General features: G+C 61.3%; 23 protein-coding genes. 4 read left to right on the top strand and 19 right to left on the bottom strand.

Going from position 1 to position 23905, the window contains the following annotated elements; all coding sequences use genetic code 11:
- Window positions 1-198 precede the first annotated feature (198 nt).
- Window positions 199-1494 carry a sensor domain-containing diguanylate cyclase gene (locus tag PG897_RS03700; protein ID WP_005300576.1) on the top strand — a complete coding sequence of 432 codons (1296 nt, stop codon included), beginning with the start codon at window positions 199-201 and terminating at the stop codon, window positions 1492-1494.
- 47 nt (window positions 1495-1541) lie between these two features.
- Here the strand turns inward: PG897_RS03700 and PG897_RS03695 are convergent, their stop codons facing one another.
- The 5 genes from PG897_RS03695 to PG897_RS03675 all read right to left on the bottom strand — a co-directional run bounded on the left by PG897_RS03695 (window position 1542) and on the right by PG897_RS03675 (window position 6327).
- Complete coding sequence (locus PG897_RS03695) at window positions 1542-2171, bottom strand: histidine phosphatase family protein (RefSeq protein WP_270828740.1); 630 nt, start codon at window positions 2169-2171, stop codon at window positions 1542-1544.
- Between the two features lie 49 nt (window positions 2172-2220).
- Window positions 2221-2619 carry a GFA family protein gene (locus tag PG897_RS03690; RefSeq protein ID WP_252604693.1) on the bottom strand — a complete coding sequence of 133 codons (399 nt, stop codon included), beginning with the start codon at window positions 2617-2619 and terminating at the stop codon, window positions 2221-2223.
- A gap of 136 nt (window positions 2620-2755) precedes the next feature.
- Window positions 2756-2884, bottom strand: coding sequence for a glyoxalase (locus tag PG897_RS03685; RefSeq protein ID WP_252604692.1), 129 nt, complete (start codon window positions 2882-2884; stop codon window positions 2756-2758).
- Between the two features lie 450 nt (window positions 2885-3334).
- Window positions 3335-4783, bottom strand: coding sequence for a chitinase (locus PG897_RS03680; protein WP_080632942.1), 1449 nt, complete (start codon window positions 4781-4783; stop codon window positions 3335-3337).
- A gap of 314 nt (window positions 4784-5097) precedes the next feature.
- On the bottom strand, window positions 5098-6327 hold the full coding sequence (locus tag PG897_RS03675) for a methyltransferase (protein ID WP_270828739.1): 1230 nt from the start codon (window positions 6325-6327) through the stop codon (window positions 5098-5100).
- A gap of 237 nt (window positions 6328-6564) precedes the next feature.
- Between PG897_RS03675 and PG897_RS03670 the strand changes: the two genes are divergently transcribed.
- Window positions 6565-7143 (top strand): PhnA domain-containing protein, encoded by a 579-nt coding sequence (locus PG897_RS03670; protein WP_065017663.1) that lies wholly within the window; start codon window positions 6565-6567, stop codon window positions 7141-7143.
- A 402-nt stretch (window positions 7144-7545) separates the two neighbouring features.
- On the opposite strand, the gene PG897_RS03665 is transcribed toward PG897_RS03670, so the two are convergent.
- Window positions 7546-8535, bottom strand: a complete 990-nt coding sequence (locus PG897_RS03665) for a Wadjet anti-phage system protein JetD domain-containing protein (protein WP_043170199.1) — start codon at window positions 8533-8535, stop codon at window positions 7546-7548.
- Between the two features lie 247 nt (window positions 8536-8782).
- Between PG897_RS03665 and PG897_RS03660 the strand changes: the two genes are divergently transcribed.
- Window positions 8783-10060: an esterase/lipase family protein gene (locus PG897_RS03660; protein WP_024942526.1), complete on the top strand. Its 1278-nt coding sequence runs from the start codon at window positions 8783-8785 to the stop codon at window positions 10058-10060.
- 72 nt (window positions 10061-10132) lie between these two features.
- Here the strand turns inward: PG897_RS03660 and PG897_RS03655 are convergent, their stop codons facing one another.
- A complete protein-coding gene (locus PG897_RS03655) occupies window positions 10133-11020 on the bottom strand; it encodes a PhzF family phenazine biosynthesis protein (RefSeq protein WP_024942525.1) in 888 nt (295 codons plus the stop codon).
- A 199-nt stretch (window positions 11021-11219) separates the two neighbouring features.
- Between PG897_RS03655 and PG897_RS03650 the strand changes: the two genes are divergently transcribed.
- Window positions 11220-11423 (top strand): hypothetical protein, encoded by a 204-nt coding sequence (locus PG897_RS03650; protein ID WP_017785290.1) that lies wholly within the window; start codon window positions 11220-11222, stop codon window positions 11421-11423.
- A gap of 64 nt (window positions 11424-11487) precedes the next feature.
- Here the strand turns inward: PG897_RS03650 and PG897_RS03645 are convergent, their stop codons facing one another.
- The 12 genes from PG897_RS03645 to mukF form a co-directional block, all read right to left on the bottom strand.
- Window positions 11488-12318 carry a hypothetical protein gene (locus PG897_RS03645; protein ID WP_024942524.1) on the bottom strand — a complete coding sequence of 277 codons (831 nt, stop codon included), beginning with the start codon at window positions 12316-12318 and terminating at the stop codon, window positions 11488-11490.
- Window positions 12319-12415: 97 nt separating this feature from the next.
- Complete coding sequence (locus PG897_RS03640) at window positions 12416-12901, bottom strand: GNAT family N-acetyltransferase (protein ID WP_024942523.1); 486 nt, start codon at window positions 12899-12901, stop codon at window positions 12416-12418.
- Between the two features lie 65 nt (window positions 12902-12966).
- A complete protein-coding gene (locus PG897_RS03635; protein ID WP_024942522.1) occupies window positions 12967-13578 on the bottom strand; it encodes a DJ-1/PfpI family protein in 612 nt (203 codons plus the stop codon).
- A 64-nt stretch (window positions 13579-13642) separates the two neighbouring features.
- On the bottom strand, window positions 13643-14143 hold the full coding sequence (def, locus tag PG897_RS03630) for a peptide deformylase (protein ID WP_024942521.1): 501 nt from the start codon (window positions 14141-14143) through the stop codon (window positions 13643-13645).
- A gap of 12 nt (window positions 14144-14155) precedes the next feature.
- Window positions 14156-14626 (bottom strand): GNAT family N-acetyltransferase, encoded by a 471-nt coding sequence (locus PG897_RS03625; protein WP_017788000.1) that lies wholly within the window; start codon window positions 14624-14626, stop codon window positions 14156-14158.
- 288 nt (window positions 14627-14914) lie between these two features.
- Complete coding sequence (locus PG897_RS03620; protein ID WP_201880878.1) at window positions 14915-15226, bottom strand: putative quinol monooxygenase; 312 nt, start codon at window positions 15224-15226, stop codon at window positions 14915-14917.
- Between the two features lie 253 nt (window positions 15227-15479).
- Window positions 15480-15965 carry a GNAT family N-acetyltransferase gene (locus PG897_RS03615; RefSeq protein WP_017782927.1) on the bottom strand — a complete coding sequence of 162 codons (486 nt, stop codon included), beginning with the start codon at window positions 15963-15965 and terminating at the stop codon, window positions 15480-15482.
- A gap of 17 nt (window positions 15966-15982) precedes the next feature.
- The gene (locus PG897_RS03610; RefSeq protein WP_017780162.1) at window positions 15983-16456 is read right to left on the bottom strand and encodes a cupin domain-containing protein; all 474 of its coding nucleotides are present in this window, start codon (window positions 16454-16456) and stop codon (window positions 15983-15985) included.
- A gap of 419 nt (window positions 16457-16875) precedes the next feature.
- Complete coding sequence (locus PG897_RS03605; RefSeq protein ID WP_017764581.1) at window positions 16876-17274, bottom strand: septal ring lytic transglycosylase RlpA family protein; 399 nt, start codon at window positions 17272-17274, stop codon at window positions 16876-16878.
- A gap of 170 nt (window positions 17275-17444) precedes the next feature.
- Entirely contained in the window at window positions 17445-21872 is a 4428-nt protein-coding gene (gene mukB, locus PG897_RS03600; RefSeq protein WP_024942515.1) for a chromosome partition protein MukB, read from the bottom strand.
- 2 nt (window positions 21873-21874) lie between these two features.
- The gene (gene mukE, locus PG897_RS03595; protein ID WP_024942514.1) at window positions 21875-22594 is read right to left on the bottom strand and encodes a chromosome partition protein MukE; all 720 of its coding nucleotides are present in this window, start codon (window positions 22592-22594) and stop codon (window positions 21875-21877) included.
- Window positions 22575-23894, bottom strand: a complete 1320-nt coding sequence (gene mukF, locus PG897_RS03590) for a chromosome partition protein MukF (RefSeq protein WP_005300519.1) — start codon at window positions 23892-23894, stop codon at window positions 22575-22577. Before mukF ends, mukE begins: the two co-directional genes overlap by 20 nt.
- Window positions 23895-23905 lie beyond the last annotated feature (11 nt).

Genomic DNA, 23905 nt, shown 5'->3' with positions numbered 1-23905 from the left:
CTTCGTTGCGCTGACCAGACCGCTGCGCCGGATCCGGTGCCGTTTGTAGATGCCCGCAAGTAAAGCCCAATCCGGGCCGACCGGCCAGTTTGCCAGAGCGGGCGCTCTGTGGCCGGCCCCTGCCCGGCTCCCGCCAACCGGGTATCAAAGCGGCCGCACTATACTGAATATCAATATGTTATTCGCCATGGAGGTTGCATGTTCACACAGGGTTCCCACGCCGATATCAAGTCCTCTCTCGATGCCATCGGTGCCGCCGTCGCGGTGTTTTCCCTCGACAAGGACGATCGCTTTACCCTCATCTCCGCCAACGACACCTTTGCCCAGGCCTTCGAGCTGGATGTGCTGGGTTGCATCGGCAAGCGCCTGGGCGAGATGTTTCCCCGCTACATCACCGGCAGCATAGAGCAGCCGATGCACGAGTGTGTGAGCCAGCAGACCGGGCTCGAGAGCGAGCTGCCCATCGACACCCTGTCGCGCACCAGCTGGTGGCGCTTTGTCATCTCCCCCATCATTCCCGAGCAGTCCCGCATCACCCGCATCATGGTCACCGCTATCGACATCACCGCCAAAAAGCAGCTGGAAGAGGCGCTCAAGATGAGCCGCAAGCGCTTCGAGGCGGTGGTCAACTCCGCCTATGACGGCATCATCAGCGTCAGCAGCGAGTCGCGCATCGAACTTATCAACACCGCCGCCTGCGAGATGTTCGGGGTGGACGAAAGCTACCTCGGCAAGCGGCTGGAAACCCTGCTGCCCCAGCGCTTTCGGGCCAACCACGACGGCTATTTCAAGGCCTTCAGCAACTCCCCCATCAACTCGCGCCCCATGCACGCCCGCGCCTCCGTGATGGGGCTGCGCCGCGACGGCAGCGAATTTCCGCTGGAGGTGACCATCGCCAAGATCAACCTGGGCCAGACCACCGAGATGACCGCCATCCTGCGGGACATCTCGGAGCGGGCCAAGCTGGTGGAGGAGCTCAAGGTGGCGGCCACCACGGATCCCCTCACCGGGATCGCCAACCGGCGCCGCTTCGACGAGCTGGTCAAGCTGGAGATGCAGCGCTGCCAGCGCTTCAGTCACACCATGAGCCTGCTGCTGATCGACATCGATCACTTCAAGCAGATCAACGACACCTATGGCCATCAACAGGGCGATCAGGCCATCTTGAGCCTGGTCAAGCGGGTTGCCAAACAGCTGCGGGAGGTGGACATGCTGGGCCGCTGGGGCGGCGAGGAGTTCATCGTGCTGCTGCCGGAAACCTCGCTGGAGCTGGCTTGGGCCAGTGCGGAGCGGATCCGCCTCGCCGTCGAGTCGCAGCTGCATCAGCTGGGCGCAGGCACCGAGGTGCCGCTCACCATCAGCATCGGCATCAGTGCCAGTCTGGGCCCGCAGGATACGGTGGAACGCATGGTGCGCCGGGCCGATACCGCCCTCTATCTGGCCAAGAAACAGGGGCGCAACTGCTCAAGGAAGGCGCTGCCAGATTCCCCCTGATAGGCGATGCCACGCCTGATAGACAATCATCAGGCCTGGCGCCTTCCTCAATTCAAGGTAGCGAGACCATGTTCACTGCCCGGCCGGGCAAAGAGACGCAGCGGCCCGCCAGCGTCGTCACATGCCAGCGACACCTCCAGCAGGGCTCCGTTGGCCAGCTGCCACTCGAAGAAGTCGTCAAATCCCGCCACGGTCAGCGCCCGGATCACCTTGGCCACCACGCCGTGCGCCACCAGCAACACCCGCTCCTGATGGCAACTCTGCGCCAGTTCCGCCAGTCCCTGCCCGACCCGGGCAATGACTTCGTCCAGCGATTCGCCGCCGGGCGGTGCCTCGGCCCAGCGCCGGGTGATGTTGCGGGCCCACAGCGCAGGATAACGCTCCCGCGCCTCTTGCTGGGTCAGCCCCTCGAACACCCCGACATGGCGCTCACGAAACGCGGGGGCGAGCATCACCGGCAACGCCAGCTCGTCCGCCACCAGGGCCGCACTTTGCCGTGCCCGCAGCAAGGGGGAGCTCAGCAGCCGCTGAAACGGGGCCTGCGCCAAGACCAGCATCTTTGCCTGCGCGCTGATCTGGGCCACGCCGGTGTCGCTCAGACCGATATCCAGCGCCCCCTGATAGCGCTCCTCGGCATTGGCCGGGGTTTGCCCGTGGCGCATCACTACCAATTGCATGGTCTGTTCCTTTGATTGCGGCCGATGCTCACGCTACCTCGCCCCATGCTCACGGCTTGGGCGCAAACTGCTCGAACACCTGCTGACCGGTCAGGGTTGGTGTCTCGTTTTTCAGCTCGTAAAAATCGGGCTTCTCGTCGATGAAGATCTGGCTCGCCAATTGGAAAGATTCGTTTTGAAACAGGCCGGCCGGCACTATGTACTCATCCGTTGGCAACAGGTGATAGAAAAGGTGGGTGCCGCAGGTGGGACAAAAGCCCCGTTCCGCCCACTCCGAGGAGCGATAGGCCACCGGGGTGAGCCCGCTAAAGTGCACCTCCTTGCCGCAGTGCACCGCAAACAGCGGGCCGCCCGACCAGCGCCGACAGGTGCTGCAGTGACACACCCCCACCTCCTGGTGATCGCCGGCCGAGACCTCAATCCCGCCACACAAACAATGTCCCTTCATCACTGCTCCTTGCATCTTGTTGTCGCTTGTCGTCGCTGACCTGATCGCGTCATTGCAGCCACTGCCGGATCAGATGAGTACCATGTTGCGCCCTCGTCGGCCACCGTCCCCATCACAAAACCGGCTGCGAGATGACTCACAAAGCCGGCGGCCAGCGCACCTGCAATGCAATCCGGTTGCCTTCCGGGCCCTGAAATTTGGCCGCCTTGATGCCCTCCCCGACCTCTGTCAGCGGTATTTCAACATGCACGGCAATATTGAACATGGGGTTGCTCCCTGATGTTTACTCATTTGCACAGTGATATCCCATGGCGAGATGGCGGCCAATCCTTTTAACTCTTGCATGTCATTTCCCGATAAAATATCGGCTGGGTGAGGCATGCCTGATGGATAAAACAAGGGCCAGTTTAATAAGGCAACACATCATCAATGCTCAGCTGAATAAAGTTCAGCTGGCTTCACCCCAAGATAAAGAACTGAGTCAGCTCGATATAAATGACTGACTTCCAACATCAGCATCTGTGGCTGTCGGTTATTATCCCCCTCATCGGGCCCTCATATAAGTGATAAGGGCCGGAGTATCGCCCTCTCTTGCCAAATTAAATGCAAACTCAATTTTTCCATGTCGGATATGGAACAAGGGGGACAATCTGTCCCCCTACTTGGCTGAATAGATGTATCAATCGTCTCGCGAATTGATCCAGGCCGCTTTGCTTTATTTCGCCGGCACCAGCACCCAGGGATCCCCCTTGCCCGGTTCATTGCCCTGGGTCCACCACTTGGCCTGATAGATGGCCCCCTTGTAGCTCACCTGATTGCCCGCGGTATAGACCTTGCTGGCACTCCAGGCAGGTACATCGCCCACGGGGGGATCGGTCGGGTCAACCGGCGCAGGATCCAGCTTGGCCACTACTCGCACCTTGGGCCAGTTGGCGTGGGAGCCGTAGAAGTTGGTCACACACTTCTCGTAATCTCCTGGCACCAGCGCCGAGTAGGCGGTCTGGAACCCCACCAGTTCACATTCGAACGAGTAGCCGCCTGGCCGATCCGGATAGTATTTCCAGTTGCCGTCCCAGTTGGTGTAGAGCACGTCGGTGGCGCCGTTGAGGTTGAGGCTGCCATAGGGAGTCTGCTGCCAGCAGGTGTTCTTCTCGTCGGCCTTGAGCGGGATCTCGTAATGCTTGGCCAGCCCTTCCCAGTAGCGGATGCGGTTGACCGGCTGACCCTTATCCTTGTTCTGCTCGCCGCACTCGATGCCGCCGTTGATGACGTTGATGGTGGTGCCAAAGCCGTAGCCGATACCGGCGGCGATCTCGCGCTGGGAGGGCACCCAAGTGCGGTCAATCACGTGCAGCATGGCGGGCTTGGGAGCCTGCGGGGTCAGGAAGAACCAGATGGCGGAGGCGAGGTTGAGCCAGGAGTCCGCCACCAGCCCTGGGTTGTTGAGCAGCACAGACGCATCGCCGTCAAACATCGCCTCGGAGAAGGCGCCGTAGTTGAAGTGGTAAGATAGCTGCTTGGCGCCGCGGCCGAAATAACCCTGCCCTGTGCTGCAGGGCCACTTCTTGTTCTGCCAGTCGTTCTGGCCGCAGCCGGTTGTGTAGCCGGTCTGCCCCTCCGACCAGCCCATTTCGCGCACGTGCACCAGCGCCTGTTGCCACTCCTCCAGGGCCAACGGGTTGTCGGAGATATTCTCTTTGGCAATGTGGCCGCCGGTCTCCTGAGCGAAATGGGCAAAAGCGGTGATGATGGATTTTTTGCAGATGGCATCGGCATCACGGCCATCGGTATATTCACCGCAAAAAGCCGGGAATTTACCGACCGCCCGCAAGAAGCGTTCGTAGGTATATTCCGGCGCCGCCATCTGGGTTAAATAATCCCAGTCCGATTCGGTGAATACCCGCTCGACCCGTTTGACGTTATCCGGGTTGCTGGCCGCCCTCGGTTTGATGGCATCGACAATGGTATTGGAACGTGTCGCCAACGCCTTTGCCCAGATCCCGTACATGGGATTGGCCGTCTTGGATTTTTCAACCGCCGCCAGATCCGGTGCGGAAATCACATATCCACCGGCATTTTGTGGATCGGGTTGAATATTCATGGCATGACTTGGCAATGCGCAGGCAGCCGCAACCAGCCAGGCACAATGTGTAGGCTTGAACATAACAGACAGTCCTTATGTCAGAATAACGTCGGGATAAGAGTCGCATCGAGAGTAATATTATCAGCCACTAAATTCACGATGAGAATTAAGAATATTGTTGGAACTGTGAGCCAATTCACTCTGCCGGTCGGCCGCCATAAAATGCATTGTGGACCGATGTTTTTACGCGGCGGCCGGATATATGTAAATAAACCGAAGAAAAATGAAAAAAGAGCGGAAAAGCCGCTCTTTCAACAAAACAAACGCCCCAATCGGCGACATCAGGGTAAACAGCAAGCCGCTGCAACAGACACCGCAACGACGGGACCCGCCGCTTATCTTTCTGGCGTGCGCACCGCGCGGATCAGGATATTGCGGGGGGTCATTGGCTTGTCGCAAAACTCTCCCACCTCCACCCGGTAGCCCTGCTCTTGCAGGAAGAGCGTGCGATCCAGCACCAGCCAGAGCTCCAGCGGACGGCGAAACAGGTGACGCACCAGCTCCATGCGGGCGACATCGCCATAGCGCGCCTCCCCCTTTGCCAGAAACCCGGCGTAGTCGAGGCCGGCCGGCAACAGCAGCCCCTTTCGCTCGGCCGCCCAGCCACAGAAATCCTCGAAGGTGCCGGTCAGCAGGCTCTTTTGCATGTTGGGCACCGGCAGATACTCATCCACCCCGCGCACCTGGCGCTGCAGGCAGTCAAAGGCCAGCCGCCAGGCCACCTCCTGCTCCCGCAGGCGAGCGATGCGGGCGCCGCCGGTGACCGTCTCCTGCAGCGGCAACTTCAGATCGCTCTTGGCAAGCTGCAGCACGCTAGCCTTGGCCGGGCCGGAGAGCGGGCGGTAGTGGCTGGTGCGGATCAGGTGATAACAGCAGGGGGAAAGGGTCACCCCCTTGGCACCGCGCGCCGCCACCTGTTCAATCAGATGGGTGTGCAGCTCGCCGCAGGCGTGCAGCGCCATGGCGTGATGGGCCGGTGCAATCAGCTGGGCGGTCTCATCGGCGAAGGCATCGGCACAGACAAATGCCATCCGGGCGCCGTCGCGGGCGGCCAGCAGGCGCCCCTCTTCGCACAGGGGCGCCTGCAGCTCCAGGCTCAGCACCTCGGCTTGACGGTGCAGGGAGACCAGCCGCCCCAGGTGTCCCTTGCCCGCACACCACTCCAGATAGGGGCCGCGATGGGCGGGTAGGCAGGCGGTGAAGGCTTCAATCTGGGCCTGCTTGCGCCCCGGCATGTACATCGCCATGGTCCGCTCGCACGGGATGGGGTCGCCCGTCAGGGTCGGCAACGCGCTCAGAGCATGCAACGCTGAACCCTGCGGGATCCAGGGGGCCAGCAGCTCGCACAGGGCAGGCATGTCGCCATCGAGCCGCTCAATCTCGGCCAGCGACAGGGCATTGAGCCGCTCAGCCAGCGCCGGCGCCGCCTTGGCAAAGGCGAGGTCAAGGTGATGATAGGGTTGGTATTGCCACCAGTGCCGGGCTTCGCTCAGCAGCCGGTCCAGTTGTTGAAAACGTTGAGCCAGCACGCGCGCCCCTGTTCTGCCGTCAAAATGGAGGCTCATTCTAGCGATCCCGCGCCAAAAAGCACTCTCATCCATGCTGCGCCGGCATGGGTGTGCCGCCATCACCGGGCTTCAGCACGGGCAAAGAGAGCCCCTTCGGCCCATTCCTCCGCCCCGCCATAGCCCTGCGGCGGGGCTTAGCCTGACAAAGAGCGGGGTTTTGTGGTATATTCCGCCCCTTCATTATCTTGGCCTGCCCAGCGCGGGCCATTTTACCAACGTGAATGGAACCAAAACATGACCATCAATGCCATCCTGCAAGCGCGCGCGGGCGCCAAGTGTGAACTGTGCGGTGCCGAGCAGGCGCTGACTGCCTTCGCGGTCCCCCACTCTCCGGCCAGCGATGATGATCACAGCGTTGCCCTGTGCGACACCTGCCGTGGCCAGCTGGAGCAGCCAGAAACTACAGTGGTCAACCACTGGCGTTGCCTGGGTGACAGCATGTGGAGCCAGGTACCTGCGGTACAGGTCATGGCGTGGCGCCAGTTGAAAAGCCTCTCCGCCCAAGGCGAGGTGTGGGCCCAGGACATGCTGGACATGATGTACATGGAAGACGAGACCAAAGCCTGGGCCGAAGCCGGCCTGGCCAGTGAGGATGACGACAGCGTACCGACCGTCGACTCCAACGGCGCCGTACTGGTCGAAGGTGACTCGGTGACCCTGATCAAGGATCTGGACGTCAAGGGGGCGGGTTTCACCGCCAAGCGCGGCACCCTGGTGAAGGGCATCCGCCTCACCAACAACCCGCTGCACATCGAAGGCAAGGTCAACGGCGTGCAGATCGTGCTGGTCGCCGCCTACCTGAAAAAGGCCTGATCGCCCTCACGCACCGATACAAAAGCGCCCCGCGGGGCGCTTTTTTTATGGCTGTCGATTGCCCTGCCATTCCCCTGTTCTGGCTTCGTAGCGTCGCAGCACAAGGCCCTACGCCAGCATGCTGTCTGCCGTTATTTTGAGCGAAAGGTTGGTGTCATCAGCAACCCTGTGGCACTCTGGTGTTTCATGGACTGACCTACCCCCGACACCGCGAGTGTCATCACAGCCAAAAGGAGCACGCCAGATGGCCAAAGTCAGCAAGAAAGAGATCAAGAAGAAGATCGCCACCCGCCTCGAGAAAATTGCCAAGCACGAGAGCAAAATCAAGAAGCTGAAGAAAGCCCTGAAATAAGGGCCAGCAGCATAAAAAAACCGCCTGATGGCGGTTTTTTTATGGCGATATCAGTCGCAAGCCACGTTCAATGGCCATGCTTGCCATCCCCTAGCCAGTACCAATACCTCCTGCTCCAGCCACCGACCCAGCCTGATCAGATACATGAGAGCCTCTGCCAGCGGATTGCCATGCCCGCCGGTCTCAGGCTCAAGTCTCCAGGGCGTCTTACCTCTGCTGATCAGTTGCCCCTCCAGACGCTGAGTCAGCGGGCGGGCATAGTAATGAACATACGCCACCAACGCATCGGGCAACCAGAGCACCAAGGGGCGATGGAGGGCATTGGCCAGTTCAGCAGCGATATCCAATCCCCGCTGATCCAGGTCGCCAAAATGGGCCCAAGGCACAACCGCCGGCAGTAGCGGGATCACTTGCCGCGCCAGTCTGGTATTGCGGCCAGGCACATAAAGCAACAACTCCCCTGCTTGCAACGGGTAATCCACGAAGGCCCCCTTGTTCTCCACCGTGACTATCTGCTGTCCTTGCCACTCGATGCCCTGCAACTTGCAAAGACAACGCTCCGGCAAGACCAGCTCTCCCAATAGCGCCAACTGTGCCGTCATATCATGGCGCTGGCCGCTCTTATCAATGAGTAGCAACGGGCTCATGGTACGCAGCCGGACCACCTCATCCTGTGTCAATGTTATGTCGATAGCATCATTATCTGGACCTATCCCGCTTTTGCTGTCCCCATGCCAAAGGGCATGAAAACTGGCCAGGTTAAGGCGCGCAGGCAGGTTAGCCCCGAGAGCCCGTATGGTGTCACGCCTGTTTGGCATCACTGGTGCCACCTGTGCCAACTGTGCTGCTAGATAAGCTCGCCCAGCATCAGTCAGCACATAACGAGCCCCTCGCCCCACCGGCTTGACTCCGCCCACAGCCTGCAAGAGATCTCGCAATCCGCGGCCATGCTTGCTATCGAGTGAATACCCCTTCTCATCGCTGTCCTCCAGCAAGCGGGCACAGAGACCCTGTACCCTGCGCTCATCAAACAGTGACATCTTCGCCTCCCCATTTCGGTGCCATATGGAAAAGAAGTAGAGTGGATTTTGCTGCCCGCTGCCGTGACCCGACTCGCACCAAGGAAAGATCACGCTCGTAGCCTTTAGGCGCACGAGGTAGTTTTTCCTGCCAAGAACCGTCGGCGCGTTACTGGCAAACCCGGGGCAAAGGGCGCAAGCTGGTTGTCGTGCACGCTGTTCGCGGCCGGGCGGGAGCAGGCCGGCAATATCTTCACAGGGGGCTCTAATGACGCAACCAACCGCACCACTACCCGCCACTTCCTGGCATCTTGCGGACATTCGCGAACTGACACGACTGTCCATTCAGGCCCTGCCTGCGACCATACAGCTCACCGAAGCCGTCCATCAGGCGGTCTTGAGCGGCATGGGCTTCAAAGGGCGGGAGGAAGGAAAGACGGCGGGGATCACCGGGCTGGTCTACAAGGGGGTACATGGCGCCGCCAGCGCGTTGGGCAGCGGCCTCCATACCCTGCTTGCCCATCTGCCGCCAGCCCCGCCCCTGCAGCACATTCCCGACACGCCCAGCCGCGCCGCCCTGCTCGCCACCCTCAATGGCGTGATGGGGGACAAGCTGGTCGAGAGTCACAATGCCCTGGCCACCCCCATGACCCTGCGCTATCTCGGCAATCCCCTGAACTGGCAGAGCCTGCCGGCGCAACTGCCCCCTCGCGGGCGGGTGCTGCTGATGGTGCACGGGCTGTGCATGAACGATCTGCAGTGGCAGACCCGGCATCAGGATGCGCCGGTCAACCACGGTGAGATGCTGGCCAAGGCGCTGGGTTACGTGCCCATCTATGTGCGCTACAACTCGGGCCTCTCCATCGTGCAGAGCGGTCAAGCACTGGCCTGTCAGCTGGAACAACTGGCAGCTCACTGGCCCGGCGGCCTTGGCGAGATCAGCGTGTTGGCCTACAGCATGGGCGGGCTGGTGATCCGCAGCGCCTGTCACAGCGCCGACATGGCCGCCCTGGCATGGCCGGCTCACCTTAAAAATCTGCTGTTTCTCGGCACGCCCCATCATGGCGCGCCGCTCGAATCAGTGGGCCACTGGCTGGAACGACTGCTGCCCGTGACGGCCTACAGCGAGCCGTTCGTCAGACTGGCACAGCTGCGCAGCGCCGGTATCAAGGATCTGCGCCACGGCAAGGTGATGGAGCCGTACCCTGCCCTGAGCCCCCCTCCTTCCCCCTTGATCGATCCTCGTACGCCCTTGCCCCTGCCGGGCGGAGTCCGCTGTTTTGCCATTGCGGCCACCACGGCGGCCAAACGCAGTCTGCTGGCAGACCGGTTGATTGGTGATGGTCTGGTGCCCCTGCGCAGTGCCCTTGGCCTGCATGACGAGGCTCGCCACCAGCTGGCCTTTCTCCCCGCCCATACCATGATTGCCTATCGCACCAGTCACATGGCGCTGCTCGGCAGCCCGCAGGTGGCTCGCCAGCTGCTGCACTGGCTACAGAGCGATAACCAGGAGCAGATCCCATCTGAGGAGCACGAGCCGCAATAGGCCAAAGCAGCCATGCAGGTTCCCCTCGACACAACGAAAAAACCGCCTGATGGCGGTTTTTTATTGTCTGGGTTACATCAGACGGGCGCGGCCAAATACCCGGATTGAACTGCCGGGCTCGGGGGGGATCTCGGCGTGCAGGTGCGATGCCATCCCCATCTCCTCCCCCTGCAAGAGATCGATGATGCCACCGTGGGGCCAGTGCAGGTCCCGCAGGTAACCGGCAAAGGCTGCGGTGGCCGCACCGGTGGCGGGATCTTCATAGACACCGCCATAAGCAAAGGGGTTGCGGGTATGAAACAGCTGCTCGCGGGCGGCATGAACCAGCAAGATGGTGACCAGCCCCTCTTGCTGCATCAGGGCGCGCCCCGCGGCCATCTCGTAGTGCATGGCCGCCAGAGCCGTGCGGCTGTTAAGGGCCAGCACCAGATGATCGGCGCCGCCATGGATAAGGGCCGGCGGAATGCGGGGATCCAGATCAGCCCGGGTATAACCAAACAGCGCCAGCGCGGCGCTCACCAGTTCGGCAGGGGCTGGCTTGCTGCTGGTGGGGGGCGATTGCAGCGCCGCCTGCCACTCCCCTTCCCCATCCAGCCAGCTCGAGACCGAAATGGTGGCCTGATTGAGCTGCAACCCATACTCACCGGGGCCAACCCGACGGCCCAGCGCCACCCCAAGGGCAATGGTGGCATGGCCGCAAAAAGGCACCTCGGCCAGTGGAGAGAAGTAACGCACCCGCCACTGCGGCGCCGCCGTCCCGGCAGGCTCATCGGCAATGGCGAGCGGCGCGGCAAAGGCCGTCTCTGAAAAACCCACCTCGGCGGCGATGCGCTGCATCTCCTCGGTAGCGGGCAGCTGAGCACCAAGCCAGACCCCGGCCGGATTGCCTCCCGTCTCCCCAGAAGAGAAGGCGGCAATACGCACCAACTCGGGTTTCCACTGTGCTGCTGGCTCTGTCATGACTTGCTCCTGACGATGGCTGATAACCCTGGTCTGCCGACTGTGTTTGCACATACCGCAGGCCGCTTTCCATAAGATAGCGAGCCCGCCGTGGCCGGTAAATTAAATGGTACACGGGTGCCGCTTGGGCGCCGCAGAGCCGGGCGACAGCAACTACCTTTGAGGCGTGTCTGTATAAGGTCCTGCAGTGGAGCACCCTATGTATTCTTACACTCTCACCTTCAAGGAGGAGGTCGACAAGCTGACCGCCCCCGAACATGAGATCAGCCTGCACAGCCCCGCCCAGGCCGGTGATTTCATCATCCTCTCCGATGGCAGCCGCCATCAGGTGATGTTCGTCACCCATCGTGCTCACTACAGCAGCCTCTACCTCGACAAGGGGGTTCGAGTGCCGCAGGGCTAATACCGTCAGCCCGTTGCAGATGACCACCGCACAACGCCGGGCTGCGCGTTGAACGCTCGGAGTCTCAGAGCACCTTGATCACCGGCTGGTGCATGATGGCGACCTCGTTCTGATAGACCACCAACTCGCCCGGCGGCATGCCCTGCTCACCCAAAACGGTCACGGCGCACTCGTAGCGGTAAGGGCCGCTGGTGAATTGAAAGGTGTGGTTGCCTCCTGTGCCCTCCACCCTGACGGTGCCATTTTTCAGCACCAGATCCGGCTTGTCGCTGAGTGCCTTGCCCTTGGCCCAGGAGGCGTAGCGATAGCGGCCATCCCCCAACTCGTCGATGCGAATGGTAAATTTCTCGGTCTGCCACATCAGCTCGGGGCGCTTGTACTCCCGCAAGCTGGGATAAAGATCACTTTTCTGTTTGGCGACAAGCTCGGCCTTGCGTTTTGCTGCCTGCGCCGTCTGATGATTGATACCGATCACCTTGCCATCGAAATCCAGCCACACCTCGCCACTGCCCAGCATGATGCCGCGCCAGCCCATGGCCTGCCAATCCTGCCCGGCCCGGGAGCTGGCGATGCTGTTTAAAATGGCGTCATCAAACACCTCGTCGAAACGGGCCACCATCTCGGCCGGGCTCTTGATCGCGGGGATGGGATACTCTCGCTTGAAGGGGTACTTGATCTGGCGGGCCAGCGCCTGCTGATCACGCGCCTTGGCGGCATCGATCATCTTTTGTACCAAGGGCTGATACTCGGCGGCGAGCAGCGGCTCCTCGGCGTGGGCCGGCATCATAGCCAGCAGCCAACCCAGCAGCGACACCAGCACCAGACTCCCCCTGCGAGGCGCCATTTTTCCCGGCGCTTTGCCTTTCCCACCAACAGCCCACTGCACCTTGTTCATTCCATCTCCTTCCGTGGCTTGCAGCCTGCCCTGTCATATCGTCATTCAGGGCGCGGATGCGCTCCCACCGTCTTCGGCTCAGGTCGCTTGCCCAGTTTCAAGCCGGGTCCGGCAACCGGTATTCATAAAAATCTGTCTCGGCATGCTTGGGGTTTGGCCCAAGATAGTGCCACCCACAGCGTCGATAGAAACGCAGCGCACGCAAGTTGAGGCGACTGACTGACAGCACTGCCCGCCGGCAACCGGCCTGCTGCATTGTGTGGGCAACGTGCTGGAGCAGCAATGCGGCCAGGCCCTGTCCGCGCGCCTGCGGCGTCAAATAGATCAGGTGAACATAGCCGCTATCCGGCTCGGGTGAAGAGGTCCGAAATTCCAGCTGCCCTACTATTTCGCCACCGCGCCATACATGCAGATAATGCCACTCCCGGCTGGTCAGCCTCGTCGTCATCCGCTCCCGATAGCCCGCCAGAAACGCGTCAAATCCGTCGTCGCGATGGAAGCTGCACACATAGGCGTCCCGGCGCGCTGCCACACAAAAATCGTAGTCTCGGGCCAGATTGATCCTGTTGAACGCAAGGTTCATTCACCATCCTTGTCATAGCGCTTGCTTGTCATGGTCTGAACCGAGCTCAGGAGCATTGGATGACATCAGTCAAATGCACTCTCAGCATCTCTGATGGTGGAAGATATCAGTTCTTCGAAGATTTCCATTTGTCCGGCAGGAATAAGTTGAGACTGGATCAACCTGCGCTTCTCCGGACCAAAACATCGTTCGGCCACCCAGCCAATCAAATAAACCAAGGAGAGGCAGCCGCCTGCCGTTGCAATATTTCCTTGCACTACCAGGGGAGAGTCTTGCACATCTCCCCCCATCTCCAGCAACCGGGCTTTGGCTGCAGGGTTGGTTGTCAATTTCTTTCCCTTCAGCAAACCCAGTTCATGCAATATGAATGAACCTGCGCATATTGAGCCAATCAGCTGCCGCTGCGGCTCCAGTCGCAACGCGGACATGAACTCATGGTCCTGCAGCGCGGTAGGGATGCCACGCTGCCCGCTGGTGATCAGCACCACATCCTGATCACGGGCTTCCGTCACATGTCCATCCGTCTTTACGTTGATACCCAGTGCAGAGCCATGCTCCGGTTTGGTTCCCAGTATTTTCACCGACCAGCTCTCTTTGCTTCTCCCAAGCAGGTCATACATCAAGAAAAAATCCACATCGGTGAAATCATCAAATAAAACAATACCAACCTTGTACATGGTTACCCCGTCATCCTGTGCAGATAATCAAATGGTTATGTAACGTGCCGCATGAAATATCGCGTCATGTCGCCTTGAGGTGCTTTTTTACCTTCTTCAACGCCATAGTGCGCTTGAGCGGCGAGAGATAATCGATAAACAGATTTCCCAGCAGGTGATCGATCTCATGCTGCATCACGATGGCCAGGAAATCGCTGCTCTTTACCGTGATCGGGGCGCCATGACGATCCACTGCCGACACCACCACTGTGCTGTAACGTTCGACGTCGGCGTAATAATCGGGAACGGACAGACACCCCTCTTGCCCAAGCGCTGGGTCAGTGCCGCTTATCACTTGCGGATTGATCAATACCAGCGGCTGATCCCTGTTCTTTGACAGGTCGATGATGACGATGGCCTCCTTGCGCCCCACTTGCGTGGCGGCGAGACCAATACCATTGTCGGTGGCATAGAGGGTCTCCAGCATGTCATCGATCAGGCCTTGCACGGCCGCAATATCCTCAACCCGCTCGGCCTTGACTCTCAACCTGGGGTCGGGAACCGTTAAAATATCCAGCCTTGCCATCAATACGCTCCCTCAACCATGGGCACCCCATGACTCTTCCCTCGTCACCGGTCGGGACAAGGAGACGAACGCCGGCTCCTCCGCCACCACCTGATAACCGAGGCGCCGATAAAACCGCAGCGCCCCCTGATTGGCGGTAAAACTCGACAGGGTCACCCGGAGTCTCCCCTCACATGCCGCTTCCCGTTGCAGCTGCGCCATGACGGCAGAACCAAGCTGCCGGCCCTGATGGCGAGGGAAGATGATCAGCAGATGGACGTGCAGCGCATCCTCGTATGGCTTGCAGCAGAGCAGGCCGACTCGCTCGCCCTCTACCAGGATCCACGAAAACCAGTGCGGCTCATATTCGCTGGTCAACCGCTCACGCTGCATCTCGTCATCCCAGCCAAACACAGCCTCGACATAGGGAAAGATCCCCTCTTTGACGGCCGCAAAGCGCTGTTCACACTCACTTGGCGGGATCCCTGCCAGTGTTATCTCCATTTCATCCCTCTGATCTGTTCGGCGCCATGACGACCAATGCCCCCATCACAGCCCCCGCGATGGTGACGATGCTGCGGGGGTTGGCCCCAATATTGATTTTCATTTGGGTATCTTACTAAACAATCTGGAGATGAAAAGGTTGCAGGTACAAACAGGTGGCATAAGTGTGATGAGACGTCCCTCGTCGGAGGATGCAGGAAAACAAATCAAGGGGAAGATGACGGGGGATAGCGTCCGGTGCGGCACCGGGCATGGGAAGAAATCGGGCCAACCTTGGGCCCGATGGGTTTAAGGGAGGCTCACCTCCTCCATAAAAATCAGCCGCAGCGGCTCTGCCAGCAGAACCTCGGCCTGGACGGCAAAGGCCTGGAAATAGTCCGTCTGGCAGTGACTATCCAGCGCGGCCTGATCGACGAACGCTTCGCGCATATAGAAGGTGCCCGGCTCCTCCTGCAATTCAAACAACACGTAATCCAGGTTGCCCAGCTCGCGCCGCGTCGGCGCAATGAGCTTGAGCAGCTCGCGGCGCAGTTGCTCTCTCATGCCGGTGCGAGCCTTCAGCACGGCGATAGACACCAGTTTGTCTGTCTCTTTTTTCATCCATCCTTCTCCGTTTTACATCGTCAACACACTAGAGAGTGCAGCCTGGACAGCTATTTATAGTGCCGGATGCACCCCCATCAGAAGTTGCCCAGTGTAGGCAGGACGGTGGGGGCCATATAGGGGGGCAGAATGAACACAGTGTTCACCACGCCGTGCACAGAGGAACAAACGAGCGGGAGGGATCATTGCGCAAAGGGTGTCAACGTTACCCGCCAGGAGGCGGCACGGCTTGCAACCCCCTAGCTAAGGGCTAAGGGTCTGCAGACCAGGATTCAACATCAAGGCAATAGGTGGTGAAAGGGTGTTCGCCCTGGCGTGTTTTCCTCACCCAGATGGCCCGTCTGGCGAGGGAGCGGTAAGGCGGGCGGGTATCCAGCAGGTGAAAGAGGATCGTCCGATGGCCAAGCTCCCTCGCCCACCCCATCATCTCGTTGAAAATCGCCACGCCGCTTCCCCAGCCGGCCCTGGCGAGCACAATGGCAAGCTCCACCCCCTCGTCATCGGGCTGGATGCCGCACCACCCCACCAGGGTGCCGTCGAGGAAGATGGCACGCACGCGGCAGCCTGGCCGGGCGTCGACTCCCAGCTTGTACGCCATCCAGTCGCACACCCCGGCCACATCGAAAAGCGGGTGAGGGATCAGGTGCTTTCGCAGCGTCTCGTCGTTGAGCAGCGGCAGAAAATCCTCTGCCCTGACAGCAGAAAAGGGGCTGAACACCATGGAAGTCTCTCTCATTGCGCGAAGAGGCGCCCCTAGTAGGGGCGGCCATCCTTGTGTCTGGCTGACCAAGCGCCATCGGCACCCTGTACCAGGGCCAGATCGTCATCGGGATAGTCGACTGTGTCCCCTGGCAGCCTGTCCCCCACCTCGAGATAGACGGCGTCCACTTCACCGTGGTTGAGCAACTGGTGGGCCAGGCCGCTGCCGCCCTTGAAGCCGATGCACTCCCCCGGCGACATCCGGTACTCCTCCTCCCCGTGGCGCAGGGTGGGATTGCCCGAGAGCACATAGACGAACTCGTCCTGCAGGCCGTGATGGTGCTTGAGCGCCGAGATGGCCCCCGGTGCCAGGGTCGTCAGATTGACCCCGAAATTGGCGAGGCCGAAATGATCCCCCAGCCTGCGCCGGGTGCGGTGCTTGACCAAGGAGGCAAAGGGCTCCGGATAAAGGGACTTTGCCTTGTGCTCGGGGATGGCCGCTGCCTGAATGGCGCGCTTGTCAGTCATGTTCTGATCCTCCCTGTGAATGACGTCTCTCTTTATAGCCTGCTCCTTAGCGGAGAAACATGGGCAGGGGGTTGAAGGGGGGTCTCACACACCATGCCATGCCCGGTTGCAGCAAACGCCGGTGAAATCCTCCCCTGTCACCCCTTTGAAGGGAGACATGATCGCCTCCACCCACGGCAAGGGGTGTTCCATATGCATTCAACCTCCCCTGCTACTGCCCGATACCCGCCTGACCGATTGCCGCCAGATGGCAAAAACTCCCTGATTTTCGTTTGGCTATCTTAATGGCACACCGGAAAATGGGAAGTCGTGTTGGCAACATCACCAATGGAATGAAGAAGATGGCCCGCGATCACTGGGAAGCGCCCTCTTCCAGCGGCCCGGGTATGGAGGGGTACCAGTACATGCAGACCCGGTGACTAGAGCACCTCAATCCTGACCTTGATAAGCCCGGATCGGGGATTGCCGATGGCGCTGAAGGCCGCCTTGGAGAGATCGATGATGCGCCCGCGCGGGAAATTGCCCCTGTCGTTGACCCTGACCACCACGCTCTTGCCGTTGGCGAGGTTGGTGACCCGCACCATGGCGCCGAAGGGCAACTCCATGTGGGCGGCGGTGTTGGCGTGGCGCTGATAAGGCTCGCCGCTGGCGGTGCGCTTGTTGTGGTAGCGATCGGCGTAGTAGGAGGCGAGTCCCGTCTCGCTATAGCCGCGCCAGCTGCCGCCATGGCTCTCGTCATAGCGACTGCTGCAGGCGGCCAGCAGCACGGTGAGCGACAGCAGCAGCCCCTTTCGCAAAAATTGCCCCTTTTCAACCATGTGCCTTGTCCTTGCTCCCCTGCGGGGTTGTCGTGCCAATGAAGCGGTAGTGGGCGTGAGCAAACCGGCGTGGTGCCGGCCTGCCATGGCCGCGCCGCTACTTTGCCATAGTTTCCAAACAAAACGGGAGGCCAAGCCTCCCGTTTTCATACCTCGTCCGTCAGCCTCTGTCAGGCGATGAGCTTGTCGTCGGCGAAGCCAAAGCCGCGCAGACCCACCACATGCACGTGTTCGTGCTTGCCCTGCACCTTGCGGATGAGCTTGTAGGTGGTGCCCTTCTCGGGGCTGATGTTCTCGGGCGCGGCGATAAGCAGCTGCATGTCCTGCCGCTCGCACAGCTCGAACAGGGTGGCGATGGATTTGCCATCAAGCCGCGCCGCTTCGTCGAGGAACAGCAGGCGGCAGGGGGCGATGTCCTTGCCGCGCAGACGGCGGGACTCCTCCTCCCAGCTGATCAGCACCATCAACAGGATGGCCTGACCGGTACCGATCGCCTCGCCGGTGGAGAGCGCGCCGCTCTCGGCCCGCAGCCAGCCATCGGCGCCGCGCTGCACCTCGATCTCCAGCTCCAGATAGTTGCGATAGTCGAGCAGCACGTCGCCCATCACCTGATAGCTGCGATCCCCCTGCTCCACTTGCGGGTTGAGGCGCTGGAACAGCTTGGCCATCGCCTCGGAGAAGCTGAGCTCCTTGTCGGCGAACAGATCGTTGTGCATGGCGGTTTGATCGGCCAGCGCGGTCAGCAGACGGGTGTGGGCCTCGCGGATATTGACGTTGAGGCGCACCCCGCGCACCAGACCGAAGGCAATGTTCTGCAAGCCCTGGTTGAGCACCCGGATGCGGTTCTGCTCGCGGCGGATGATGTTGGTGATCTTGGCCGCCACCTCGTGGGAGGAGAGCGACAGATGGGTTTCCCGCTGCTTGAGCTCGTCGGCCAGACGGGCCAGCTCGATCTCCATCTCCTCGATGGCCTCCACCGGATCATCGGAGCGGATGATGTCGTTGCGGATGCGATCTTTCAGGTAACGGTAGACCTGCACGTAGAAGGCCACCTTCTGCTCGGTGCTGCGGTTGCCTTCCGACAGTCGCAGCGCATCGCGCAGGGCCTCGTCATGGGCCACCGCCACCCGCAGGGCGCCGAGGGCCTTGTCTGACATGGAGCGCAGCTCATCGCTGTCAAGGTAGGCCAGCTCGCGCTTGTTGAGGCGCTTCTCGACGTCGGTCTCCCGCGCCAGCCGCACCACCCGCGACCAGCTCGCCTTGTGACCCACCAGGGATTTGCGAGCGCCGTAGTAATCCTTGCCCTCCAGCTTGAGACGGCCGCCAAGGGATTCGATCTCGCGCTTGGTCACCTGCAGCTGGGCCTCGGCGCTGGTGCGACGGGAGCGGGTACGGATCAGCAGCTCTTCGATCTCTTTCTTGTGGGCGCGCGCCTTCTCTTCCATGTCGTCAGAGAGGGTCAGCCCCATGGCCGCCAGCTCCTGCTCGAACTCGGTCAGGGTCTGGCGCTTGGCCTCGACGCTGGAGTTGAGCGCGGTGCGCAGCTGCAACGCCTCGGTGTGACGCTGGGCAATCTGCTTGTGCTGCTCGCCAGCGGTGCGGGCGGCAAGCTCGGCCGCCTTGAGCTTCTCTTTGAGTCGCTCGCTCATCTCGGAGGCCTTGCCCAGCAGGTCTTGTGCATCCTGATAGGCAAAGTGCGGCAGGCGGGCCACCAGCTGATCGAGGGCGTAGCAACGGCGCTTCTGCTCGGCCAGCAATTCGTTGGCCTCGTCAAACGCCGCCTGTAGGGCAGAGAGATCCTGCGGATCCTGACGCAGCACCTGCACCATGGTTTCCAGCTTCTCGAGCGACTTGCCGTGCTTGGCGATAAAGGCTTCGGCCTGTTTCAACGCTTCCACATCGGCGTGAGCCGCCTCGAGGCGGGCAGCCAGCTCTGTCTCGGCAAACAGGTGGGCAAAGGGCAGCATCCCCTGCACCAGCTGGATATGGCGGGTCAGCTGGGCGGCGGCCGCTTTGGCCTCGGTCAGCTGCTTGTTGCATTCGGCGATGGTCTCTTGCAGCTTGCGCTGCTCGGCCTGTTTGGCCTGCACTTCCGCTTCCGGGTCGGGGCGGAAGGCGATATCCAGATGCTGGCCGATAAAGTCGCGGAAGTGACCGTAGAGGCGGTGGTACTTCTGCTGCTCGAAGGCGGCCTTGGCGTAACCCTCGATCAGCTCTTCGCGCTCAAGGTCGAGTTGTTCGATCCGCTTTTCCCGGGCGGCGCGGCCAAACAGCGGCAGCTCGGGGTAGCGGGAGAAACGCACCTGACGCTTGCTGGTGCGCACCAGCACGGCGTCACCCAGCTCGTCGGCCTCCACCAGATCCTCGTCAAAGGAGTCGGGGTTGCCCTGGATGAGGTAGATATCCTCCGGGCAATCTTCCAGCTTTTTCAGCCGCTCGATGGCGCCTTCGAGATCGAGCACCACCAGGGCGCTGCGAGCCGGGCCATAGAGTGCGGAGTAGTAAGGGGCATCGTCGATGGAGATGTCGTCGTAGACATCGGAGAGCAGCACGCCCCCCACCTGTTCGGCGATGCGGGCAAGACGGGGATCCGCCTCACCGGCCCCCAGCTGCAGGTTGCGAATTTGCAGCTCCAGCGCCTGTTTCTGCGCCGCGATGCGGTTGCTCTCCTGCTCGAACTCGCGCTCCTTGTCGAGCACGCTCTGCATGCCGGAAGAAAGTTCTTCGGCGGTGGCGAGCGCCAGCCCACTCTGCTCGCGCAGCTGCTCAAGTTTTTCTAAGGATTTCAGCCAGCGCGGGGCCAGCTTGGTGAGCTCCGCGATATCGCGGCCAAGCTGAGTGCCCTGATGCTCGAGGCTGGCACGGCGCTGATTGACCTCGGCCTGTTGCTCGGCCAGCTCCTCCTGACGGGTGCGCTGGGCTTCGAGGAAGATCTCCAGCTCATCGCTGCTGGCAATCAGCTGGCCAGAGGCCTGCTGCAGCTCGTCACGCAGCTTGAAGAGACTCTTCTGGCTTTCGCTCTCTTTCTCGAGGCGAGCCAGCGCGGCGCGCAGCCCCTGCCCCTGGGCGATGCGAGCCTTGTCTTCGATGTGACGCTTGAGCAGCGCCTGTGCGGTGGGCCAGGCGGCCTCGCGCACTGTCTCGGGGGCGATGCTCAAAAGCAGCGCCAGCGCAGCTTCGTGCTCGGCCACCGCCGCCTTGGCCAGCGCCAGCTGCTGCTCGGCCCCCAGCACCCGGCTGGTGAGGCTCTGCTCGGCGGCGCGGAACTGGTGCAGGGTGTCGCTCGCCTGTTCGGCGGTCAGCCCCGGCAGCTCGCACTGCTCGCGGGCGTTTTCCAGGGCCTGCACCGCCTGACGGTACTGGATGGCGCGGGTCTGCTGGATATCCAGCGCCTGCTGGTAGTCGGCCAGCTGGGTCTTGAGGCTGTCTACTTCTGCCTGGGCCAGCTCCTTGCGCTCTTCCACCTCCAGCAACTGGCCGTGGATCTCCTCCACCACCGCCTGTTGCTGTTCGAGTTTGTCAGAGAGATCCGCCAGATCGGCGCGATACATCTCGATCTTCTTTTGCAGTGCCACGGCAGCCAGCACCTTGGCCAGGTGCTCGGCGGCTGACTCCAGCTCGTCGGTCAGCAGCTTCTCGCGGTTGGTGAGCTGCTCCACCTCGTCGGCCAGATAGATGGCACGCTGCTTCTCTTCGGCCAGCAGGCGACGCTTGCCTGCCAGCTCCTGGCGGGCCTTGAGGGCCAGCTCGGAGAGACGGTTCTTCTCGGCGGCGTTGCGCACATAATCCGCCGCCACATAGTGGGTGGTCTCGGTAATGAGGTTCTTGAACAGATCCCGCTGGCCCTGAGTCTCTTTAATAGCCTCAAGGGTGCGGCGGTTCTCGTAGATGGCCGCCTCCATGTCCTGGAACGCCTTGCGCACCCCGGAGTTTTCCGGCAGCAGGTATTCGCGCAAGGAGCGGCTGATGGACGAAGAGATACCGCCGTAGAGGGAGGCCTCGATCAGACGGTAGAACTTGCCGCGATCTTTTTGATCACGCAGCTTCTTCGGGGTGATGCCGAACTCGAACATGAAGTTGTGATAGTCGGTCACCGTATTGAACTTGGCGACCTTGATGGCGCCAAGCTCGGCCGCCGCCCCTTTCAGATCGGCGAAGGCACGTACCCGGCCCTTGCCGTCGTCGAGCTTCTCCAGCAGCAGATCGGTGGGCGCCAGATTCTCCGGCACATCCACCAGTGCAAACGGGGTGATGTTGACCTTGTTGTCACGGTTGGCCACCTGCTCCAGGTGCACGCCGACCCAGATCCGCTGCTCGCGGCTGTTCATCACTTCCAGCACCGAGTAGCAGTGACCGCGCTGCAGCTTGCCGTAGAGCCCCTTGTCACGGGACGCGCTGGATGAGCCTGCCTCCGTGGTGTTGCGAAAGTGAAGCAGGGACTGGTCGGGGATGAGGGCAGCGATAAAGGCCGCCATGGTGGTGGACTTGCCCGCACCGTTGCCGCCGGAGAGGGTGGTGACCAGCTGGTCGAGATCGAAGGTCCGGGCGAAGAAGCCGTTCCAGTTGACCATGGTCAGGGATTTGAACTTGCCTCGCACCTTTATACCTCCAGATCCAGTTGTTCTTCATCGAGGTCCGCCTCGATGTCATCAAACAGCGAGTCGCTGCTCGGCATTTCGTCGTCGTGGAAGATGGCCTCCCCCTCCTGGATCATCCGCAGCTGCACCGCGCGCGGATCCTCATCGGAGCGCACGTCCGCGGCGAAGCGGAACACTGACTCGTTGACCCGGAATTTGTCGCTGTTGCCAAGGGCGGTGATCATGCCAAGGCGACGCAGGCGGCGCATGGAGGTACGGATCTTCTCCAGCAGTTTCTTCTTGTCCAGATCGGTGCCACCGGAGCGGCTGTTGACCATCCGCAGCAGCTGCTTCTCGTCGGCCAGGCTCAGCACCTCCTCCTGCAGCTCGCCCATGGCGAACACTCCTTCCGAGGCGAGCCGATCCGGGCTCAGGTAGAGGTAGCAGAGTACCTTGCCCACCAGCATGTCGAGCTCGGAGAGGACTGTGGTGCCAATGTCGGCGCTCGGGCGCGGGCGCAGGTAGAAGAAGCCTTCCGGCGCCTTGATGAGTTCCACCTGATAGCGGCCGTAGAAGATCTCCAGCTCCTGGTGGTATTCCACCAGCGCCGAGTGCTGCTCGAACTCGTCGGCACTGATGTGGCGGCCGGAGCGCAAGGCAGTGTCGATGCGCGGAAACAAGGGGTTGGCAATCGCCTCTGCGAGCCGCTGCGGCAAGGGAAATTCAGTATTGATCAATGACATAGGCCTGAACCTTGGATCCAGCTTGGTTAATGGGTTTCCATGCGGGCTGACGATGCAGCTGGTGCTCGCCGCTGGCATGGCCCAGGCGCACGGCCTGGTCGATCAGAAGACGCGCCACATCGAAGTGGGCATGGGCCGGGTAGTCCAGCAGGTATTCGCGCAGCACATCGGCCAAGTCCAGCTGCTGGCCCTGCTCGGGGTAGCGGGCCAGATAGCGCTCGATCCGCTCGGCCAGCTCCTGGTTGATGTCCACCATCTCCATGTACTCCATCTCGAGGGGCACCTCGCCGGTCACCTCCTCGTCGTGGATGGCGATGGTCTCGTCGCGCAGCTCCAGCAGGCGGGGCTCTTCGGCCACCCGCAGCTGCCAGTTGTGCTGATCGAAATTGCGGATGGATTCCCGCAGCCGCTGGCTGAAGGCGCGGTTCTTGTCCATGTCGATGGCGTTGCGGATGAACTTGTGGACGTGCCTGTCGTAGCGGGCCCACAGCTCGATACACTGCTGGCCCCAGCTGGTGATGACGTCAAGGCGCCCCTGCAGGGCGTGAGTCAGCTCCTCGACGTGGAACAGATCCTCGCGCCCCTGGGCTGCTTCCTGAATGTTGAGCAGGCCCGCCTGCAGACGGTGGCCGGCGGCGTCCAGGGTATCCTGCAGCTCGCGCAGGGTCTGGCCGGTCTCGTGCAGCAGTTTTTCGCAGCTGTGGATGGCATCGACCCAGTTCTGGGTCAGCAGGGCCGCGATCTCGCTTTTGACCTGATTCTGCTGCTCATCCATGGCGCGCTGGGTGAGATCGATGCGTCCCAGCGTCTCTTCCAGGGAGAAGGTGAGCCGTGGCAGCACCTCGGCATCCCACTGCTCGCGGGTATTGGTCTCGAGCGCCGCCTTGCGGGCGGTGTCGAGCTCGGCCGCCAGGTGCTCGAGCAGGATGGAGAGCTTGATGGAGTCGACCTGGCGCTGATCCATGAAGAAGTCGACGATGCTCATGCCAAGACGCGACAGGCGATAGAGGCTCTCCCCCGCCACCATGTCGGTGTTGAAACGCGACAGCAGCTGCTGGCGAATGAGATCGTTGATGGCGTTGTTGGCGCGACCGGTGAGGGTCTCGTCCATCTGGCCGAAGGCGTTGCTGACGTAGCCGAAGGCATCGTGCAGGGCCGCTTCCGACAAGTCCGACTCATCTTCGGACAGGGTCTTGATTGCAATCAGAAAGGCCAGCCGGTCGGTGGGCAGGCTCAACGCCAGCCCCTCCTGCCTGACCCATCCCACCATCTCTGGCAGGGTACGGGATGTACTCATCATGACGTTGTCAT

The organism is Aeromonas sp. QDB20, from assembly GCF_027707805.1.
GTDB lineage: Bacteria > Pseudomonadota > Gammaproteobacteria > Enterobacterales > Aeromonadaceae > Aeromonas > Aeromonas dhakensis.
Note: the sequence above shows the minus strand (reverse complement) of the source record. Positions and strands in the feature narration are given on the sequence as shown.

Bases quoted from the DNA above. Each gene is read 5' to 3' on its own strand.
- PG897_RS03655 (WP_024942525.1), bottom strand. From the start codon at position 11,020: ATGACAGAGCCAGCAGCACAGTGGAAACCCGAGTTGGTGCGTATTGCC.
- PG897_RS03605 (WP_017764581.1), bottom strand. From the start codon at position 17,274: ATGGTTGAAAAGGGGCAATTTTTGCGAAAGGGGCTGCTGCTGTCGCTC.
- def (WP_024942521.1), bottom strand. From the start codon at position 14,143: ATGGCAAGGCTGGATATTTTAACGGTTCCCGACCCCAGGTTGAGAGTC.
- PG897_RS03665 (WP_043170199.1), bottom strand. From the start codon at position 8,535: ATGTCACTGTTTGATGAGCGCAGGGTACAGGGTCTCTGTGCCCGCTTG.
- mukE (WP_024942514.1), bottom strand. From the start codon at position 22,594: ATGTCATTGATCAATACTGAATTTCCCTTGCCGCAGCGGCTCGCAGAG.
- PG897_RS03675 (WP_270828739.1), bottom strand. From the start codon at position 6,327: ATGAGCCTCCATTTTGACGGCAGAACAGGGGCGCGCGTGCTGGCTCAA.
- PG897_RS03695 (WP_270828740.1), bottom strand. From the start codon at position 2,171: ATGCAATTGGTAGTGATGCGCCACGGGCAAACCCCGGCCAATGCCGAG.
- PG897_RS03660 (WP_024942526.1), top strand. From the start codon at position 8,783: ATGACGCAACCAACCGCACCACTACCCGCCACTTCCTGGCATCTTGCG.
- PG897_RS03700 (WP_005300576.1), top strand. From the start codon at position 199: ATGTTCACACAGGGTTCCCACGCCGATATCAAGTCCTCTCTCGATGCC.
- PG897_RS03685 (WP_252604692.1), bottom strand. From the start codon at position 2,884: ATGTTCAATATTGCCGTGCATGTTGAAATACCGCTGACAGAGGTCGGG.
- PG897_RS03680 (WP_080632942.1), bottom strand. From the start codon at position 4,783: ATGTTCAAGCCTACACATTGTGCCTGGCTGGTTGCGGCTGCCTGCGCA.
- PG897_RS03690 (WP_252604693.1), bottom strand. From the start codon at position 2,619: ATGAAGGGACATTGTTTGTGTGGCGGGATTGAGGTCTCGGCCGGCGAT.
- PG897_RS03615 (WP_017782927.1), bottom strand. From the start codon at position 15,965: ATGAGAGAGACTTCCATGGTGTTCAGCCCCTTTTCTGCTGTCAGGGCA.
- PG897_RS03620 (WP_201880878.1), bottom strand. From the start codon at position 15,226: ATGAAAAAAGAGACAGACAAACTGGTGTCTATCGCCGTGCTGAAGGCT.
- PG897_RS03650 (WP_017785290.1), top strand. From the start codon at position 11,220: ATGTATTCTTACACTCTCACCTTCAAGGAGGAGGTCGACAAGCTGACC.
- PG897_RS03640 (WP_024942523.1), bottom strand. From the start codon at position 12,901: ATGAACCTTGCGTTCAACAGGATCAATCTGGCCCGAGACTACGATTTT.
- PG897_RS03670 (WP_065017663.1), top strand. From the start codon at position 6,565: ATGACCATCAATGCCATCCTGCAAGCGCGCGCGGGCGCCAAGTGTGAA.
- mukF (WP_005300519.1), bottom strand. From the start codon at position 23,894: ATGATGAGTACATCCCGTACCCTGCCAGAGATGGTGGGATGGGTCAGG.
- PG897_RS03635 (WP_024942522.1), bottom strand. From the start codon at position 13,578: ATGTACAAGGTTGGTATTGTTTTATTTGATGATTTCACCGATGTGGAT.
- PG897_RS03645 (WP_024942524.1), bottom strand. From the start codon at position 12,318: ATGAACAAGGTGCAGTGGGCTGTTGGTGGGAAAGGCAAAGCGCCGGGA.
- PG897_RS03610 (WP_017780162.1), bottom strand. From the start codon at position 16,456: ATGACTGACAAGCGCGCCATTCAGGCAGCGGCCATCCCCGAGCACAAG.
- PG897_RS03625 (WP_017788000.1), bottom strand. From the start codon at position 14,626: ATGGAGATAACACTGGCAGGGATCCCGCCAAGTGAGTGTGAACAGCGC.